This window comes from Flavobacterium labens (genome assembly GCF_048286755.1).
Lineage (GTDB): Bacteria > Bacteroidota > Bacteroidia > Flavobacteriales > Flavobacteriaceae > Flavobacterium.
Map to the genome: position 1 here is coordinate 743552 of NZ_JBLVPL010000001.1, position 17991 is coordinate 761542.

At 34.2% G+C, this 17991-nt stretch carries 15 protein-coding genes; 9 read left to right on the forward strand and 6 right to left on the reverse strand.

Features of this window, described 5'->3' with window-relative positions; genetic code table 11:
• Nucleotides 1-27: 27 nt before the first annotated feature.
• Nucleotides 28-3222 carry a UvrD-helicase domain-containing protein gene (locus tag ACNQF8_RS03180; protein WP_417952890.1) on the reverse strand — a complete coding sequence of 1065 codons (3195 nt, stop codon included), beginning with the start codon at nt 3220-3222 and terminating at the stop codon, nt 28-30.
• Between the two features lie 236 nt (nt 3223-3458).
• Between ACNQF8_RS03180 and rbfA the strand changes: the two genes are divergently transcribed.
• From rbfA to ACNQF8_RS03195, 3 genes are all read left to right on the forward strand, one after another.
• The gene (gene rbfA / locus ACNQF8_RS03185) at nt 3459-3851 is read left to right on the forward strand and encodes a 30S ribosome-binding factor RbfA (protein WP_099714149.1); all 393 of its coding nucleotides are present in this window, start codon (nt 3459-3461) and stop codon (nt 3849-3851) included.
• A gap of 3 nt (nt 3852-3854) precedes the next feature.
• On the forward strand, nt 3855-5054 hold the full coding sequence (locus tag ACNQF8_RS03190) for an ABC transporter permease (protein WP_417952891.1): 1200 nt from the start codon (nt 3855-3857) through the stop codon (nt 5052-5054).
• 165 nt (nt 5055-5219) lie between these two features.
• The gene (locus ACNQF8_RS03195; protein WP_417950766.1) at nt 5220-6647 is read left to right on the forward strand and encodes an MATE family efflux transporter; all 1428 of its coding nucleotides are present in this window, start codon (nt 5220-5222) and stop codon (nt 6645-6647) included.
• A gap of 38 nt (nt 6648-6685) precedes the next feature.
• On the opposite strand, the gene dusB is transcribed toward ACNQF8_RS03195, so the two are convergent.
• Entirely contained in the window at nt 6686-7678 is a 993-nt protein-coding gene (gene dusB, locus ACNQF8_RS03200; protein ID WP_417950767.1) for a tRNA dihydrouridine synthase DusB, read from the reverse strand.
• A 105-nt stretch (nt 7679-7783) separates the two neighbouring features.
• On the opposite strand from dusB, the gene ACNQF8_RS03205 reads away from it, so the two are divergent.
• From ACNQF8_RS03205 to lepA, 5 genes are all read left to right on the forward strand, one after another.
• A complete protein-coding gene (locus ACNQF8_RS03205) occupies nt 7784-8989 on the forward strand; it encodes a helix-turn-helix domain-containing protein (protein WP_417950768.1) in 1206 nt (401 codons plus the stop codon).
• 116 nt (nt 8990-9105) lie between these two features.
• The gene (locus tag ACNQF8_RS03210) at nt 9106-9810 is read left to right on the forward strand and encodes a GIN domain-containing protein (protein ID WP_417950769.1); all 705 of its coding nucleotides are present in this window, start codon (nt 9106-9108) and stop codon (nt 9808-9810) included.
• 2 nt (nt 9811-9812) lie between these two features.
• Nucleotides 9813-10295 (forward strand): DoxX family protein, encoded by a 483-nt coding sequence (locus tag ACNQF8_RS03215; RefSeq protein WP_417950770.1) that lies wholly within the window; start codon nt 9813-9815, stop codon nt 10293-10295.
• A gap of 2 nt (nt 10296-10297) precedes the next feature.
• Nucleotides 10298-10657: a hypothetical protein gene (locus ACNQF8_RS03220; protein ID WP_417952892.1), complete on the forward strand. Its 360-nt coding sequence runs from the start codon at nt 10298-10300 to the stop codon at nt 10655-10657.
• A gap of 111 nt (nt 10658-10768) precedes the next feature.
• Nucleotides 10769-12565 carry a translation elongation factor 4 gene (lepA, locus tag ACNQF8_RS03225; protein ID WP_417950771.1) on the forward strand — a complete coding sequence of 599 codons (1797 nt, stop codon included), beginning with the start codon at nt 10769-10771 and terminating at the stop codon, nt 12563-12565.
• Between the two features lie 74 nt (nt 12566-12639).
• On the opposite strand, the gene ACNQF8_RS03230 is transcribed toward lepA, so the two are convergent.
• Complete coding sequence (locus ACNQF8_RS03230) at nt 12640-13572, reverse strand: 1-phosphofructokinase family hexose kinase (protein WP_417950772.1); 933 nt, start codon at nt 13570-13572, stop codon at nt 12640-12642.
• Nucleotides 13573-13677: 105 nt separating this feature from the next.
• Here ACNQF8_RS03230 and thiL point away from each other — a divergent pair, with 105 nt between their 5' ends.
• On the forward strand, nt 13678-14724 hold the full coding sequence (gene thiL / locus ACNQF8_RS03235) for a thiamine-phosphate kinase (protein ID WP_417952893.1): 1047 nt from the start codon (nt 13678-13680) through the stop codon (nt 14722-14724).
• Nucleotides 14725-14785: 61 nt separating this feature from the next.
• Here thiL and ACNQF8_RS03240 read toward each other — a convergent pair whose 3' ends face one another.
• The 3 genes from ACNQF8_RS03240 to ACNQF8_RS03250 all read right to left on the reverse strand — a co-directional run bounded on the left by ACNQF8_RS03240 (nt 14786) and on the right by ACNQF8_RS03250 (nt 17913).
• Nucleotides 14786-15472, reverse strand: a complete 687-nt coding sequence (locus ACNQF8_RS03240; RefSeq protein WP_417950774.1) for a response regulator — start codon at nt 15470-15472, stop codon at nt 14786-14788.
• 21 nt (nt 15473-15493) lie between these two features.
• The gene (locus ACNQF8_RS03245; protein WP_417950775.1) at nt 15494-17512 is read right to left on the reverse strand and encodes a tetratricopeptide repeat-containing sensor histidine kinase; all 2019 of its coding nucleotides are present in this window, start codon (nt 17510-17512) and stop codon (nt 15494-15496) included.
• A gap of 116 nt (nt 17513-17628) precedes the next feature.
• The gene (locus tag ACNQF8_RS03250; RefSeq protein ID WP_417950776.1) at nt 17629-17913 is read right to left on the reverse strand and encodes a 3-oxoacyl-ACP reductase; all 285 of its coding nucleotides are present in this window, start codon (nt 17911-17913) and stop codon (nt 17629-17631) included.
• Between the last annotated feature and the right edge of the window lie 78 nt (nt 17914-17991).

Here is a 17991-nt window from a genome sequence, read left to right on the forward strand (position 1 = left end):
AATTTTGCGAATAATTCATTTTTAAGGTTACAAATTTACTACATCGATTTCTTTTCCGATGTAAATAAGTGCTTTTTTTATCACTTTATAACCCATTAACTCAATTGCCGTTTGATAATTTTCCAATTGCTGTTGGTATTTCACATTGTGTGTACCTGTTTTATAATCCAATAACAAAACTTCTTTATTTTTTGTCAAAACCATTCGGTCGGGCTTAATAGTTGTACCTTCTTTTTGAATAATAGTTTGCTCATTCAAAACATCATTCCCTTCAGCAAAACAAATTTCTAATTCACTGTGATTAACAATTTCCTGAATCGTATTAAAAACAGTTTCTTTTTGACCAAAAGTTATCAATCCGTTTTCAATAGACTTCGTAATTGCCAAATCAACATCGTTTTTAGTTTTTACAAAAGATAAAATTTCGTGAATTACATTTCCGTATTCTATAGCTTCCTGCTGATGCGTTCCCCACATTAATGCTTCTCGTTGCGCAATTTTTATATTCTTTGGATTCAGAATTTCCGTTACCAAAGGAATAGTTTTTGAAGTATCAACGTGCTCTTTTCCCGCAGATAATTTCATCGAATTCCCAAATTCATATTCCAATTGATTTTCATCAAACCCAACTTTGTTATCTAAATAATTAATAAAAAATGAACACATATTATTCTTTGGCAATTCCCCTTTACTGGATAAATTCATGTTTGAAATAACATATAATTGCTCTTCGGCACGCGTTAAAGCCACATACAAAACATTGATGTTATCCAATAATTCTTCCTGTTTCTTTTGATTGTAAACCTCAGCAGCTTCTTCTCCAAAACCTTCTACCGCACTGCTATTATCTATTAAAACCTTTGGCAAACCAAAATCCTGTTCTTCAGCATTGAGCCATAATTTATCTTTTGGTTTTCTGGTATAATCTTCTTCGGCAAAAGGAAAAATCACGACTGGAAATTCCAATCCTTTCGATTTATGAATCGTCATAATTCGAACGGCATTTGTCCCTTCCGGAGATGGAATACTAAATTTCTCCGCATTTTTATCCCAGAAATTCAAGAAATCTGAAATTCCTGCTTGGTTGCGAATGTCTCGTTCGAGAACAATGTCCAAGAAATACTGAACGTAGGCATTACTAACTTTTGGGTTCAGGAACTTTGCTATTATTGTCTCTACCGCTTCATACAATGATTTTTTTCGAATGTTTTGAAACGAAAGTGAGACATCAAAACTCATTAACCACAATTCAAAATCAGTTTCCTGAAATAACGCCATGCCTTGAGCTATAAAATCATGTATTGGCAATTTATCCTGACTATTTTGCGCTAAATATTGAAGAAAGTTTGCTTTGGATTCCAAGTCGGAACTGTTTTTCAAGTATTTCAATAAATGAATAATCAACCGAACTTCGGTTGCATTTTGAATCATCAAGGTTTCCGAAGACAAAAGCGGAATTCTCTGCTCCGTCAAATAATTCGCAATCGCAATTCCTTGGCTTCGTTTTCGAGTCAGAATCACAATGTCTTTGTATTGAAACCCTTGTTTTAACGTTTTTTGAATCGTGTTTAAGGTTGCCAAAACATACAAATCGGTTTTACCCAAAGTTTCGTCGTCATCTTCCGAAGTTTCTATTTCTGGAATAAAAGAAATATTTACGTATCCACCGGTTTTGTCATTCGTTTTTTGATGACTATGATTTTCATACAAATCTTTATAATCCAAATGCTCGAATTCGTTCGAAATCAATTTGAAAAATTCATTGTTAAATTCGATTATCTGCGAATAAGACCGGTAATTTTTATCTAAATGTTCGAGTCTTTTGTCGGGATTATTGAACGGATTTTGATTTTTACTCAACTCAATGAATTGTTCCGCTTTTCCGCCACGCCATCTGTAAATGGATTGTTTGGGATCGCCCACAATCATCAAAGTTCCTTTTACTCCAAAATCATCCTGTCCCGAAAGTGCATTATCAATCAGTGGAATAAGGTTCTGCCACTGCATTTCGGAAGTATCCTGAAATTCGTCAATAAAAAAATGACGGTAACGCTCTCCCAATCGTTCGTAAATAAAAGGAGCGGGTTGGTTTTGAATTTCCCTATGGATAATCGCATTGAATTCCGAGATAGAAAGTACATTTTGTTCTTCCTGAATTTTGGCTAATTCATTACTTACTGAATTCAACAATGACAAAGGCGTAATGTTTTTCAGGAAAGCTTTATAAAAATTTATCTTTTCGAAAGCTGTGTAAACTTTAGTCAGAATTTGCAAAAATTCAGGAATAAGGTTTTCAATAATCGCTCGGTCTTTTGCCGTTTTATTGATTGCAATATCATCAAACTCATGAAACATTTTATTCTTAGGATTGAATTTCCCTTGCTGAATACTATTAATATGATTGGGAAAAGTCCCTCTGGAAAAAGATTTTACATCAATTCCATTTTTATCAATTAAGGTCAACGCTTCTTCTGCAAAAACAATCGTTTGCTTTTCTAAGTCTTTGCAGGCTTCGGAAAGTTTGGTTTTTATTTCGACAAACTCAGCGATGGATTTATCTTGAAAATGCGTGATTTCGTTTCTATTATTTTCATTTAAAACTAAGCGACCGGTTTCAAGAATTTCACGAGAAATATCCCAAGACTTATCATCGTCGGTTTTTTCCATCGTAAAATCGATGAGAAGCTTGGTTAACGTTTCATCTTCACCGGCTTGGGCGATGATGGCATCAACAGCTTCTACAAGCAGATTTTCGGTATCCAAAGTGACTTCAAACGTCATGGGCAAATTCAAATCATGGGCAAAAGCCCGAATGACTTTATGCGTAAATTTATCGATGGTCGAAATATCAAAAGCGGCATAATTATGAATTATGTGCTTGATGATTTGCTGTGATTTGGTTTTGATTTCAATGATAGAAAGTCCTATTGGCTCTTCGCTCCATTCTTCAGGATTATTTTCTTTTCGTTTGCCGTTTACCAAATCCTGCATTAAATCCTGTGCTTTCTCGCTTGGTTCGTCTTTGGCAAATTCGGAAAGACTGCCTACGATTCGGGATTTCATTTCGTGTACCGCTTTGTTGGTAAACGTAATGGCGAGAATATTGCGGTAGGCATCATTTTTTGGTGCGACAAGGATAATTTTCAGGTATTCTTTGACAAGCGCATAGGTTTTTCCAGAGCCAGCTGATGCGTCGTATATGGAGAATGAAGGTCTTTGCATTAAAATTTTTTAATTAACGATTTTTTATTTCTGATTTAGAATTAGCGTCCTAATTTCCCAAATCTCCTAGCCCTGATGGAAACGGCATCCTTTTTATAAGGTGATTTTTCATCACTTTATAAAAAGATATAGTGAACAGCAGGAAATAGCTCCTAAAAACACATGTATTAATAGGTTACTTTTTAAAATTTGTTCCGAAACTTCGGGATAAAACTTAAAAGTAGTATTTTTGCAGCATGGAAACAAATAGACAGAAAAAAATAGGTGGGGTTATCCAAAAAGATTTGGTTGATATTCTGCAAGGTGAAGTGAGAAAAAACGGATTGGCTAATTTAATCATTTCGGTATCCAAGGTTACTGTGACTACAGATTTATCAGTAGCTACAGTGCATTTAAGCGTTTTCCCTCAGGACAAAGCAAAAGAAATTTTAGAGGCGGTTAAGTCTAATGCTAAAAACATTAAGCATGATTTATCACAACGTGTTCGTTTGCAATTAAGAAAAGTTCCAAATTTGGTTTTCTTTATTGACGACTCTTTAGATTACATTGAAAAAATTGACAATGCGCTAGCCAATAGAGATAATCCTATCGAGAACAGAGATCTTTTGGACAAACGCAGATTTCAATAAAATTTGAATTTCCCCCTTTACATAGCCAAACGCTACATTCTTAGCAATAGTAAAAATAATGCTATAAACATCATCAATCGCATTGCCAGCATGGGAATTATTGTTGGCGCGATGGCTTTGTTTGTGGTTTTATCTGTTTTTAGTGGGTTGAAAGTTTTTAGTCTTTCGTTTACGAATGACATTGATCCCGATCTAAAAATAAGCAGTACTTTAGGAAAATCTTTTTTGATTACTCCAAATCAAGAAAGCCAAATCAAGAAAATTGAAGGCTTGGTTTCGTTTACTAAAATTATTGAAGAGCGTGTTTTATTCACTTTTGACGGAAAACAAGAAGTTACGTACTTGAAAGGCGTTGATGCTAATTTCAAAAAAGTTAACGCAATAGAAACAAAGCTTTTCAACGGACAATGGTTGAAACCAAATACTTACCAAGTGGTTGTGGGTTATGGAATTTCCCAAAAATTCTCTATGGGATTGCTTGATTTTAATCGTCAATTAGAAGTTTTAGTTCCAAAACCCGGAAAAGGCGCTATTGAAAATCCTGAAGAAGCTTTTAACAAAACGGATCTAATTCCTGTTGGGATTTATGCCATTAGCGAAGATTTAGATTCGAAATATGTTTTTGCTGATTTAGGTTTAGCCCAAGAATTATTGGAATACAAAACCAATCAGATTTCTGGAATTGAAATCAAGACGAAAACTGATGCTTATGAAACTGCAATTACTGAACAACTTCAAACTATTTTCGACAATAAAATTACTGTAAAAAACAGGGCGCAACTCAACGAGGCTCTTTACAAAATGTTGAATACGGAGAATATTGCGGTTTATTTAATTTTCACCCTAGTAATTGTTGTAGCGCTTTTCAACTTGATTGGCGCACTGATTATGATGATCTTAGACAAAAAAGGAAACCTAAAAACCCTTTTTAATCTGGGAACTGAAATCAAGGATTTACGAAAAATATTCCTGCTTCAAGGTACTTTACTGAGTGTTTTTGGAGGAATTATTGGCTTAGTTCTAGGAATTATAATCGTGTTGTTACAAGAGTATTTTCAGTTGGTTATGATTACTCCTACACTAGCTTATCCAGTGATTTTCTCTCTAGAAAATGTACTGATTGTTATGGGAACAATTGTCACACTTGGCTTTATTGCTTCCTTAATTGCAAGTAGTCGCGTGAGCAAGAAGTTGTTGGATTAATTTTTTTAATTAAAAAGAATATTTACATTTACTTTCTTAAATTCTAAACGCTATGATAGTTTCTGTCTAGTCCTTCTTTATTTGTAAAATAATTAGGACCACTTTATTTACCTTTAAGTTCAGCTAATAAGTCTGGACTAATCTTCTCATTAATCCTAATTTATCATGACAGAAACAACATTACAAAAAAACTTATTTTCTCGAATTTTCTCAACAGTAAAACAAGCTATCAAAGGAGATGAATCTTTTGATTACACCTCTGGAAGCATCAAAAAAGGAGTAATTCTCCTCGCCATTCCGATGGTATTAGAAATGCTAATGGAATCCGTTTTCGCTCTTGTCGATTTATATTTTGTTGGTCATTTAGAACAAAGCAGTTATGCTATTCAAGCGGTTGGTTTAACCGAATCAGTAATCACGATTGTTTATTCTATTGCCATAGGAATTAGCATGGCCGCAACTGCGGTTGTTGCTCGTAGAATTGGCGAAAAAGATCCTGTTGCTGCTGCAAAAGCGGGAATGCAAGCCATCATTATTGCACTTGTCATCAATACAATAATCAGCATTTTTGGTTTTATTTATGCCAAAGATATTTTGTTATTTATGGGGGCTTCCGTTGAAGCAGCTGAATATGGAGTTAACTTCACTCGAATTATGATGGGCGGAAGTTTATGTATCATGCTTTTATTTCTTATTAACGGAATATTCCGTGGCGCAGGAAATGCTGCCATTGCCATGAAAAGTCTTTGGTTGGCTAACATTTGCAATATTATTTTATGTCCCATATTAATTAATGGATTTGGACCTATTCCTGCTTTTGGATTAATGGGTGCCGCAATGGCAACAACTATAGGAAGAAGTATTGGTGTTTTATACCAATTGTATCATTTATTTAATGGCAGAGGAATATTGAAAATTATACCTTCTTATTTCATCCCAGATTTGGAACAGATTAAAGCATTGGTAAAAATCGCTGCTCCTGGAGTATTGCAATTTGTTATTGCTTCCTGTAGTTGGATATTTTTGGCTCAACTAGTCGCCACAACCGGTGGAGATCACGGTTCGGCGGGATATCAAACGGCATTGCGCATCATGATGTTTTTTATTCTTCCAGCTTGGGGATTAAGTAATGCCGCAGCAACTTTAGTAGGTCAAAATTTAGGTGCTAAAAAAGTTGAACGTGCCGAAAAATCAGTTTTTACCACCGCAAAATACAATGTAATTTTTATGGCGATTATTACGGTTATCACATTGGTATTTTCCCGTTCTCTAATTTCATTTTTCACTAACGACCTGATTATTCAAAAGATTGCCGTTGAAGCATTACAAACCATGTGTTTGGGATATGTTTTTTACGGAATTGGGATGGTGTTAATTAATACATTCAATGGTGCCGGTGATACTTGGACTCCTACAATGATTAATTTTTTCGGATTCTGGTTGTTCCAAATTCCGTTGGCTTATTTATTATCCAAATATTATAAAATGGGGCCAACTGGTGTTTTTATAGCGATTCCTATAGCTGAAACTGCCATTACTTTAGCAAGTATCGTTCTTTACAAAAGAGGGAAATGGAAACGTATAAAAGTATAAGACAAAAGGCTTAACAAATTTGTTAAGCCTTTTATATTTTAAACAACCTCGTATCCCACGTACGCTTCTTCGATTTCATTCAAAGCGGCGAACAACTCTTCAGGACGATCAAGCGTTACTAATTTTTGTTTGTGCGTTTTAAAAGAATGAATTCCTTTGAAATAATTGGTGTAATGAGGACGCGTTTCCACAATTCCTAATCGTTCGCCTTTCCATTCCATTGCCCAAGTGAGGTGATTTCGAACGGCTTCTACTCTGTCTATAACAGTTGGTTTTGCTAAATGTTCTCCCGTTTTAAAGTAATGTTTGATTTCGTCAAAAATCCAAGGATAACCAATAGCAGCTCGACCAATCATAATTCCGTCGATGCCGTATTCATTTTTATATTGTAATGCTTTTTCCGGAGAATCGATATCTCCGTTACCGAAAATTGGCATTGTGATTCTAGGATTATTTTTTACTCGGGCAATGTGCGACCAGTCGGAATGACCTTTATACATTTGAGCACGAGTTCTAGCGTGTATGCTTAAAGCGGCAACACCAATGTCTTGCAAACGCTCTGCAACCTCATCAATATTAATCGAATTATCATCCCAACCCAAACGGGTTTTTACGGTTACCGGTAAATGCGTACTATCAATAACAGCCTGAGTCAGACGAATCATTAAATCAACGTCTTTGAGAACTCCGGCACCAGCGCCTTTGCAAACCACTTTTTTAACAGGGCAACCAAAATTGATATCTATTATATCCGGGTTTACGGTTGAAACAATTTTGGAGGACATGGCCATAGCTTCTTCATCACCGCCAAAAATTTGAATTCCTACAGGTCGTTCGTAATCGAAGATGTCTAGTTTCATTCGGCTTTTAATGGCGTCGCGAATTAATCCTTCCGAAGAAATAAATTCAGAATACATCATATCAGCTCCATGGGCTTTACACAATCTGCGGAAAGGCGGATCGCTCACATCTTCCATAGGTGCGAGAAGTAAAGGGAAATCAGGTAATATTATGTTGCCAATCTTGATCATCAATTTATTTTTTTGCAAAGATAGTTAAGAAAGTTCGGTTATGAAATTTAATCTTATGTGTGACAATCATTTAAAATTAATAATTATTTTTACGAAAACTTTGCAATGCTTTATCAATTTGGCTTCTACAGTTCCGTTTTACTCATTTCGTTTACGCAAGGGATCATTTACAGCTTACTCTTACTTGCAAAAGCCATTAAAACCGAAAACAAGTCAAATTATTGGTTAAGTATTTTTATTTTCCTCTGTAGCCTTTATATTGCGCCTTGGATGCTTGGTTTTGCTGGTTGGTATGACAATCAACCATACAGGGATTTTTTATTTTATACTCCTTTTCAACACCTTTTATTTATAGGGCCTACCATCTTTTTTTACACGCAAAGCCTGTTAAATCCATCTTTCAAATTTTCAAAAAAAGAAGCCCTTCATTTACTTCCTGGATTTTTTTACCTTATCTATATTGTTGCCATTTGGATTTATGATAAGTTCATTTTAGGCGAAAATTATTTCTATGAAAACGGAATGGACAAGGATTTTGACCAATGGTACCAAAAGCTGGGTTTACTTTCTATGATTGTTTATTTTATTTTGAGTATCCGATATTATAATGTATACAAAAAACTAATGTTTCAAGTAGTTAGTTATGCCGATTCTATTTTATTTAAATGGATAAAAACCTATCTGATGGCTTTTTTAGTGATGCTTCTTCTTCCTATTTTTTTTGATATTGTAGGATTCTTTTATCCCGAAATAAAATCGTATCAAGGCAGTTGGTGGTTTTTTCTGTCCTTTTCGATAGTTATGTATTACATTGCAATTACAGGATATTCCAATCCTATAAATACCACAATTCCTTTTAAGATGTCGTTTTTTGATAAAAATCCGATTCTTTTATTGAATGAAAATAATTCAGATGAATCAGAAACCATAATTGATATTCAGCACGAAACTTTTGAAGAAAAAAAATCGCCCGAAATTGAACTTTGGAAATCAAAAATTGCAACCTTAATTCAAACTGAAAAATTGTATAAAAATCCTGAATTAACCCTTACCGATTTAGCAAAAAAATTAGAAACAAATGCTGCTGTGATTTCTAAAGCTATCAACCAAGGTTTTCAAATGAATTTTAACGATTGTATCAATAATTACCGAATTGAAGCCGTAAAAAATAGTTTTATAAATGGCGAACAAAAAAAATCTACCTTACTAGGAATCGCTTTTGATAATGGGTTCAATTCAAAAGCTACTTTCAACCGCTCTTTCAAAAAAAATACTGGAAAAACTCCGAAAGAATTCATCGAAACGCTATAACTTATTTATTTACAGCCTTATTAAATTCAAATATTAGTCTCAAATCATAATTTGAAGCGATTGGCTATAATTTATAGCGCAATTTTGTCCTGTTATTAATCATTAAAACAAGAAACATGGCAAAATTAATTATCGCAATTGTATTGACATTAACTTCAACTTTTGCAAATGCACAACTGAAAGGTTCGGGAAAAATTAGTACTAAAAATTATGATTACAAAAACTTCGACAAAGTCTATTTTGAAGATTTAGATGGAAAAATAGAAATTGAAATTGGAAAAACTTGGAGTGTTTTAATAACTATTGATGACAACCTAGAAAGCCTTTTAAGCTTCTCAGAAAACGTTTCAGAAAATGAATTAAAAATTCAATTCAAAGAAAACAAAAACAATAAAATCTATGTTGAAGATTCCAATATCATAATTAAAATTACGATGCCAGAAGCGAGTGTCATTAAAAATTCCGGAAACAGTGATTTGAGAGTTCAGAATATTTCAGGGCGTTACTTTATACTAGAAAATACTGGAAATGGTGATAGCAATGTTAGTGGTACAGTTGATGTTTTGGACATTATTAAAATTGGAAATGGTGATATTGATGCTTCGAATCTTAACGCTAGAAAAGCGGAATTAAAAAGCACTGGAAACGGGAACTTGACTGTCAATGTTTCTGAAATGCTTTCAGCTAGATTAATCGGAAATGGAGATGTCATTAATACAGGCAAAGCAAAATTTGATTCGGGTTCAAAAAAATCTGGTAATGGAGATTTAATTCTAAAAAATACCAAATTCAAAAATCAAACTCACTCTCAAAACAAATAACCATGAAACTACTAACTAAAATCACAAAACCCATTTTGTTGCCTCATTGGTCACAAGATTTATTTTTAACAATTCCCCGAATTGTTTGTGGCTACTTGTTAGCCTTTAATTTTGGAGCAGCAAAATTCGGAATGCCTTGGTCACCAACCGATGCTAATTTAGGATTTTTTGAAGTCGCTTTTTGGTTTCCAAATGATGTGGCAAATTATGGTGGAATTTTTGCTATTGCTCCAATATTTTTTGCTTGGATGGGTGCCTTTGCAGAAGCCATTGGCGGATTATTGTTATTGTTCGGACTTCAAACTCGAATTGCTTCTTTCCTTATTATATGTACTATGCTGGTTGCTATTTTTATGCAACAAATCAACAACGGATTATGGAATTGTCTTGCCGCCATGGGATTTCTTTGGGTGGCGATGTTTTATTTAATTCTAGGTTCAGGAAGATTTGGAATTGATTATCTACTAACTAAAACCAAAATATAATTATGAAAATCCCAGTAACAATAATAGCATTAGTACTTACTTTATTAGTAACAAGTTGCGTGCAGAAATCGTATAAAAAGACTATTGTTTTTACTTTGGATGCATCCAAAATAAAAAATAGTAAAAAAGTGGGAATAAGAGGAAACGACAAACCTTTATCTTGGGATTATAACACCAAAATGAATGAGATTAAAAAAGACAGTCTTTATGAAATAACCGTAACATTTGAAACTGGATATAAATTTACTGAAGTAAAATTTGTAGTAAATGACGACTTCGAATTCAAAAATGAAGACAACAGAAGAGTAGTTTTTTCAAAAAAAGACACCACTTTTTACAATGCAAAATATAATATGAGGTAAAATATAATTTTTTAAAATACCTGAAAATGAATTCCAATTCAACTGTCAAACTTTTACCCTATATTTGCAGATTAAATGCGTAAGCATTAGTAAAATTGACAGATACAGAAGATGAAGCATATTAGAAATTTTTGCATTATTGCACATATTGACCACGGAAAAAGTACGCTTGCTGACAGACTTCTTGGTGCCACACAAACCGTTACCGCTCGTGAAGAAAAAGCGCAATTGCTTGATAACATGGACCTGGAGCGTGAACGTGGGATTACGATTAAGAGTCACGCGATTCAGATGGAATACACGTATAAAGGACAAGAATACATCCTGAATTTAATTGATACTCCGGGACACGTGGATTTTTCCTATGAGGTTTCTCGTTCGATTGCTGCTTGTGAAGGTGCGCTTTTGATTGTAGATGCAGCGCAAAGTATCCAAGCACAAACGATTTCAAATTTATATTTGGCCTTGGAGAATGACTTGGAAATTATTCCGGTATTGAATAAAGTGGATTTACCAAGCGCCAATCCAGAGGAAGTAAGTGACGATATTATCGATTTACTTGGATGTAAATTGGAAGATATTATTCACGCTTCAGGTAAAACTGGTTTTGGTGTTGAAAATATATTAGCAGCTATTATCGAAAAAATTCCGCCTCCATCAGGAAATGTGGATGAGCCGTTGCAAGCATTGATTTTTGACTCGCATTACAATCCTTTTCGAGGAATCGAAGTTATTTTTCGTGTAAAAAATGGACAAATTAAAAAAGGCCAGAAGATTAAATTCATGGCTACCGGAAATGAATATTTTGCAGACGAAATTGGCACATTGAAATTAAACCAAGTTCCGAAACAAGTAATTTCAGCAGGTGATGTTGGTTATTTGATTTCTGGAATTAAAGAGGCAAAAGAAGTAAAAGTGGGAGATACGTTGACCGATGCAAAAACGCCAACAACAAATATAATTACTGGTTTTGAAGATGTGAAACCAATGGTTTTTGCGGGAATCTATCCTGTAGACACCGAAGATTACGAGGAGTTGAGAAACTCTATGGAAAAACTTCAGTTGAATGACGCTTCGTTGGTATTTTTACCGGAAAGCTCAGCAGCTTTGGGATTTGGTTTCCGTTGCGGATTCTTGGGAATGCTTCACATGGAAATTATCCAAGAACGTTTGGAGAGAGAGTTTAACATGACAGTTATTACTACCGTTCCCAACGTTTCATATTTAGCTTACACCAAAAAAGATCCTACAACACCGCTTATCGTAAATAATCCTTCGGACTTGCCGGAGCCTTCTCGTTTGGATCATGTTGAAGAACCTTTTATAAAAGCAACTATTATTACTAAGGCTGATTATGTTGGAAATGTAATGAGTTTGTGTATCGAAAAACGTGGATTGATTACTAATCAAACGTACTTGACTACAGAACGTGTAGAATTGACTTTTGATATGCCGTTGGCAGAAATAGTATTTGACTTTTACGACCGTTTGAAAACCGTTTCTAAAGGATATGCTTCGTTTGATTACACTCCAATTGGGATGCGAACGTCTAATTTGGTTAAAGTAGATATCTTATTGAACGCTACCATTGTTGATGCTTTATCCTCTTTGATGCATGCCGATAATGCATATTCGATTGGTAAAAAAATGTGTGAGAAACTAAAAGAATTAATTCCACGCCAGCAATTTGACATCCCTGTTCAAGCTGCTATTGGAGTAAAAGTGATTTCGCGTGAAACGATAAAAGCATTACGTAAAGATGTAACTGCCAAATGTTATGGTGGAGATATTTCTCGTAAACGTAAATTATTGGAAAAACAGAAAAAAGGTAAAAAACGTATGAGACTGGTTGGAAATGTTGAAATTCCGCAAGAAGCGTTTATGGCTGTTTTGAAGCTGAATGATTAAAAATTATTTTAAATTCTGAATTTTAAATTATAAATGAAACCTGACAATATAAAAATTGTCAGGTTTTTTTGTTTTTATTTATTCTTCAACCATTCAAATAATCGGTTGGCATCTTCGAATTTAAACAATTGGGTTCCCTCATTCATGGTTGCTGCTGAACCGCAAGCGACTCCCCAACGGATGACTTCTTTCAGACTTTTATTTTGCGAAAGCGCCCAAACCATTCCGCCAACCATACTGTCTCCGGCACCTACAGTACTTTTTTTGACCACATTAGGAGCCGGAACAAACTCGTAAACATCTTTTGTAACCAAAACTGCGCCTTGCGGTCCAAGTGAAACAACGACGATTTCGGCGCCACCTTTAGCTATTATTTGTTTTGCCGCTTCATTTACTTCCTCCAGTTCCAATCGCTCTACGCCAATCAGTTTTGCGAGTTCACCAACATTTGGTTTGATCATATAAACACCAACTTCTAACGCTTTTTTTAGTGCTTCGTCTGAAGTGTCCACAATTAATTTAGCACTTGATTTTTTTGCTATTTTAGCAATTTTAGAATAAAAATCATCGGACAAACCTTCATTCAAACTGCCGCTAGCTACTAAAAATTTTGGATTTAAATTAGCTATCGTTTCTAATATTCTTTTGCTTTCTTCTTTGGAGATTTTTCCTCCTGTAAATCCAAAACGGTATTGAGAATTAGTATTGTCATCCACAGCAACAAAACTTTCTCTGGTCCAACTTTCAACGGCAATTCCTTCATAGGCAATTCCTTCTTTAGCAACCAATTCTTCCAGCATTTTACCTGTAGGTCCGCCAGAAGTAAAAACCGCCAATGAAGTTCCACCTAAACGAGAGATTGCCTTAGACACGTTTATTCCGCCTCCACCAGCATCAAACCTCGGTTCCTCACATCTAATTTTCTGTTCTGGAACTAATCCTTTAAAATGAGTGCTTTTATCTAAAGCCGAGTTAACTGTTATAGTAACGATATCAAATAATTCCATTGTTGATGATTTTAATTACTTAAAGATGCGAAAAAATGGCGAAAATTGATGCAATTCGACGCGAATATTTCTTTGTATATTTGCAATCTCAAAACATTAAAAATAATGATCGAAGATAAAAGCCCACAACGTACAAGTATTGCTCAATTAGGAGAATTTGGATTGATAGACCATTTAACAAAAAACTTTGAAATCAATCAGCCTTCTACTCTAAAAGGGATTGGCGATGATGCTGCTGTTTTGGATTTCAAAGATAAAAAGGTAGTCGTTTCTACAGATTTACTGATTGAAGGTATACATTTTGACTTGGCTTACATGCCTTTAAAACATTTGGGCTATAAAGCAGTTGTAGTCAATGTTTCAGATATTTGTGCGATGAACGCCAAACCAACACAAATCACGGTTTCTGTTGCTGTTTCCAATAGGTTTCCACTAGAAGCGTTGGATGAATTATTTGCCGGAATTACGCATGCAGCCCGTGAATATAATGTGGATGTTATAGGTGGTGATACTACTTCCTCCCAAAAAGGATTAATTATCAGTATTACTGCCATTGGCGAAGCAGATGAAGAAGAGATTGTGTATAGAAACGGTGCCAAAGAAACTGATTTATTAGTAGTTACCGGAGATATTGGTGCTGCTTACATGGGATTACAAGTTTTGGAACGTGAAAAGCAAGTTTTTCAAGTTAATCCAAATTCACAACCGGATTTAGATGCATATACGTATTTAATCGAACGTCAATTGAAGCCTGAAGCACGTAAAGATGTTCGTACTTTATTACATGCTTTAGAAATAAAACCAACTTCAATGATTGACATATCGGATGGATTGTCATCTGAAATTATGCATTTGTGCAAACAGTCCAAAGTGGGTTGTAATTTATATGAGGACAAATTACCAATCGACCCAACATTTATTAACGTTTGTGAAGAATTTAATATTGACAGTACAACAGTTGCCATAAACGGAGGCGAAGATTACGAATTGCTTTTCACTATTGCCATGGAAGATTTTGAAAAAATCAAAGCAAATCCAAATTTCACAATTATTGGCCATATGACACAAGAAAGTGAAGGAATTCATTTAGTTACTCGAGCGAACACCAAAATTGCTTTGAAAGCACGTGGTTGGGATGCTCTAACTCAATAAAACTTCATTAATCAACACAAAAAACGATACTTAATAGGTGTCGTTTTTTGTTTAAGAAAATTTAGAAAAGCAATCCTTTATTTTTTGCCTCTCGGACTAAGTCGATATCACTGCCGCCTTCTATCTTTAATAACTCTTTTAATTTTATTTTTCTTTGCTCAATGGCCCCTAATGAAATTGGAATGTATTGTGGAATGTCACTCAAATTAGTTCCCTTTGAAATATGAAATAAAATTTCCTTGTCAAATTGATCAATTTCAACACTATCTTCCTCAGATTGGGCTAACATTTTTAGAACCGACTGACTATAATATTTTTCATTTTTTATAACTTTATCAAATGCAAAAAGTAATTCATCAAAGGTTAAATCATTTTTTATAACCAGCCCATTAGGGTTTATAGATTTGATAATGGTTTTTATCTTTAATAATTCTGTATACATAGTAAGCAAAATTATTTTACATTTTGGCATGTACTCTGATATTAATCTTGCCAAATCCTCACCTGAATAAATATTTTTTTCTTCATAAGGCGGCATACTAATATCTAAAAAGGCAATGTCAAACAACAAAGCATCCGGATTTGTAATAATCCCATAAGCCGATTCACAATCTTTAGCTTGCGTTATAAAAAACTCAAACTTATCAGGATTATATCTAGTAATTGCATTTTTGTATCCTTCTATAATAAAAGGGTGGTCATCAACGATTAATATATTATTTTTTCTTATTGATTGCTCAATTATCATTTCTGTGTAAGTTTTTTTTATTTATTCTATTGGGACTGTAATTGTTATAATTGTGCCTTCTCCTTTTTTCGATTTTATATCAACAACTCCATCGCATTCATTGGTTCGGAAAAGTATATTTTGCAATCCTATTCCTTTTTTGGCTGTCTTAACATTGAAGCCGACCCCATCATCACTCATCATCAAAATCAGATGATCTTCTTCTTTTTTTAGTTCAATTTTAATATTATCTGCTATAGCATACTTATTGACATTTTGAAGTACTTCCTGAAGAATTCGATATAAATTAATTTTGACTGAATTGCTTATTAATTCCCATTTTATACCTGAGTCAATAATTGAAACTAATTTTGACTTAAATGTCTTTTTTTGGTCTTCAAATAAATTGTCAACAATAGCGACGAAGTTATTAATTAATTCTGATTTTTCTCTATTTAAATCATGAGAAATTTCACGAATATCCTGCTCAATACTTTTTAACTCTGTTAAATAATCATTCCTTTTTTCAACAGCGGTTCCGTCATCAATTTTATTTAAGCTGTCTAAGTTAATTCGGACTCCAAACATCCTTCCTAAAACTCCATCGTGTAACTCACGAGCTACTCTTTTTTTCTCCTTAATTCTAATCCCTTCAATAGTATTCTGTTGCGAAATCATTAAATTATAGATTTCCTCATTTGCTTTTTGTTGTTGTTGTTTGAACTGTAACTCCCTATTTTTAGCTTTCTGCGTTTTAATGACAAAAGTAAACAAACCCAACATTGCTAATCCACTGAAAATATAAACTAGATTCCTGTTTTGCTCTACTAAATCCGAGTTTTTATCTTTTATCTGATCCGTGTCATACTCTATGCGGGTGAATTTTTCCCCCATATTTCGTTCCGCCTTTTGGAGACTGTCGTTAATATGAATGTATTGTTTGGTATAGCTAGTTGCTTTTTTGGGTTCTATAACAGCTAATTGCTTAAGCGAAGCCAAGACATTTCGGAAGTTTTTGGAACTCCGGGCTGTTGCAAGTGCTTCTTTGGAATACCGTATCCCTTTTAGCGTATCCCTTTTTGAAGCAAAATATTCCGATAAATGGATTTTATTAGTAATAATTCCGGCTGTCAACTGCAAACTATCCCTCAGCTTCAGTGATTGATAAAACAGCTCGGGTAACCCCTCAGATTCATTCAGTTTGAATTTCGAATACGCTAAATTATCCAAAATCATCGCATATAACGATGGTTTATCAATCAATAAGTTTTTTTGTTCTAATCCTTGTCGAAAATAAAATATTGCCTGTTTGTGCTTTTTCATGTTTTGATAAACAAACCCAAGATTGTTCAATGAAGCGGCTTTCGACTGAAATACAGATGGCAATACCTCATTATCTATATTAGCTAAGGCTTTAGTGTGAAATTCTATGGCTCTATCGTATTCTTCCCTTTCATTATATAAAGCTCCTAAATAGTTATAGGAATCGTATAGAATATCATTGGCCTTTTCTCCTTTTATGGCTCGCAGGGCGTTGAATACGGCTATTTCGCTACCCGAAAAATCCCCTTCACCATATTGCAACAATGCTTTGTTCAACCGTATTCTTGCCAAATTATAATTATCATGACGGTACATTTTCTCGGCCTTAGAATAGTACAGGAAAGCGCTATCCGAAACGGCTTGAGCGCCGTAATAATCCCCAAGATAAGTATAGGCTTTCGCTATATTCACGGTGTCCTTATTACTTTCTGAGTTTTCTAAAACAAGGTGTACTGTTTCTTTGTACCCTTTCCAATCATTCATGTTATAATACCGATTAGCTACCCGAAACAAGTTTACCTTATTCATCGAATCATTGGGCTGACTGATGATGATAGCCAATGCTTTTTGGTTGTACCCTTGTTTTTTGATAAGCGGCAGGCTATCTTCATTTGCCAGCGAAAGATAGGAAGTCAAACTATCCTTTGAAGATACTCCTGCTGAATTTACTTTTGTTTTCTTGGTGCAACCAAGAAGCACAAACAGTATAAGAAAAAATATGTAGTAAATGTTTTTCAATAGGTATTCTTGTATTTCACCAAAAATAGTGAAATAAACCTATTGACATAAAAAAAGCTATCAAAAATTTGATAGCCTAATAATTTTTTATGAAATTATCCTAAATATTAATTTATTTAGTCAACTTTTTTATTTCCTCCTAATGATTGATTTCCTGTCAAGTCCACTTTTTTATTTCCTCCTAATGACTGATTTCCCGTCAAATCTACTTTTTTATTCCCCCCTAGTGACTGATTACCAGTTAAATCTACTTTTTTATTTCCACCTAATGATTGATTTCCAGTCAAGTCTACAATTGCATTGTTTTCAACTTTAGCATTGTTTTTAGTCTCAGGTGTAGTAAAAGATGTCAATATCATCACCAAAGAAAATAATCCGATTGTTAAGATTGCTTTTTTCATAATTTGGAGTTTTTATGTTGTTGTTTTGTTTTGTCTTATTTTTGAACCACACTCACATGCAATTCTTTTGTAAAACTA

Coding starts and splice junctions, on each gene's coding strand:
- ACNQF8_RS03195 (WP_417950766.1), top strand. CDS start 5,220: ATGACAGAAACAACATTACAAAAAAACTTATTTTCTCGAATTTTCTCA.
- ACNQF8_RS03240 (WP_417950774.1), bottom strand. CDS start 15,472: ATGATAATTGAGCAATCAATAAGAAAAAATAATATATTAATCGTTGAT.
- ACNQF8_RS03220 (WP_417952892.1), top strand. CDS start 10,298: ATGAAAATCCCAGTAACAATAATAGCATTAGTACTTACTTTATTAGTA.
- ACNQF8_RS03180 (WP_417952890.1), bottom strand. CDS start 3,222: ATGCAAAGACCTTCATTCTCCATATACGACGCATCAGCTGGCTCTGGA.
- ACNQF8_RS03210 (WP_417950769.1), top strand. CDS start 9,106: ATGGCAAAATTAATTATCGCAATTGTATTGACATTAACTTCAACTTTT.
- ACNQF8_RS03250 (WP_417950776.1), bottom strand. CDS start 17,913: ATGAAAAAAGCAATCTTAACAATCGGATTATTTTCTTTGGTGATGATA.
- thiL (WP_417952893.1), top strand. CDS start 13,678: ATGATCGAAGATAAAAGCCCACAACGTACAAGTATTGCTCAATTAGGA.
- ACNQF8_RS03215 (WP_417950770.1), top strand. CDS start 9,813: ATGAAACTACTAACTAAAATCACAAAACCCATTTTGTTGCCTCATTGG.
- ACNQF8_RS03205 (WP_417950768.1), top strand. CDS start 7,784: ATGCTTTATCAATTTGGCTTCTACAGTTCCGTTTTACTCATTTCGTTT.
- ACNQF8_RS03230 (WP_417950772.1), bottom strand. CDS start 13,572: ATGGAATTATTTGATATCGTTACTATAACAGTTAACTCGGCTTTAGAT.
- lepA (WP_417950771.1), top strand. CDS start 10,769: ATGAAGCATATTAGAAATTTTTGCATTATTGCACATATTGACCACGGA.
- rbfA (WP_099714149.1), top strand. CDS start 3,459: ATGGAAACAAATAGACAGAAAAAAATAGGTGGGGTTATCCAAAAAGAT.
- dusB (WP_417950767.1), bottom strand. CDS start 7,678: ATGATCAAGATTGGCAACATAATATTACCTGATTTCCCTTTACTTCTC.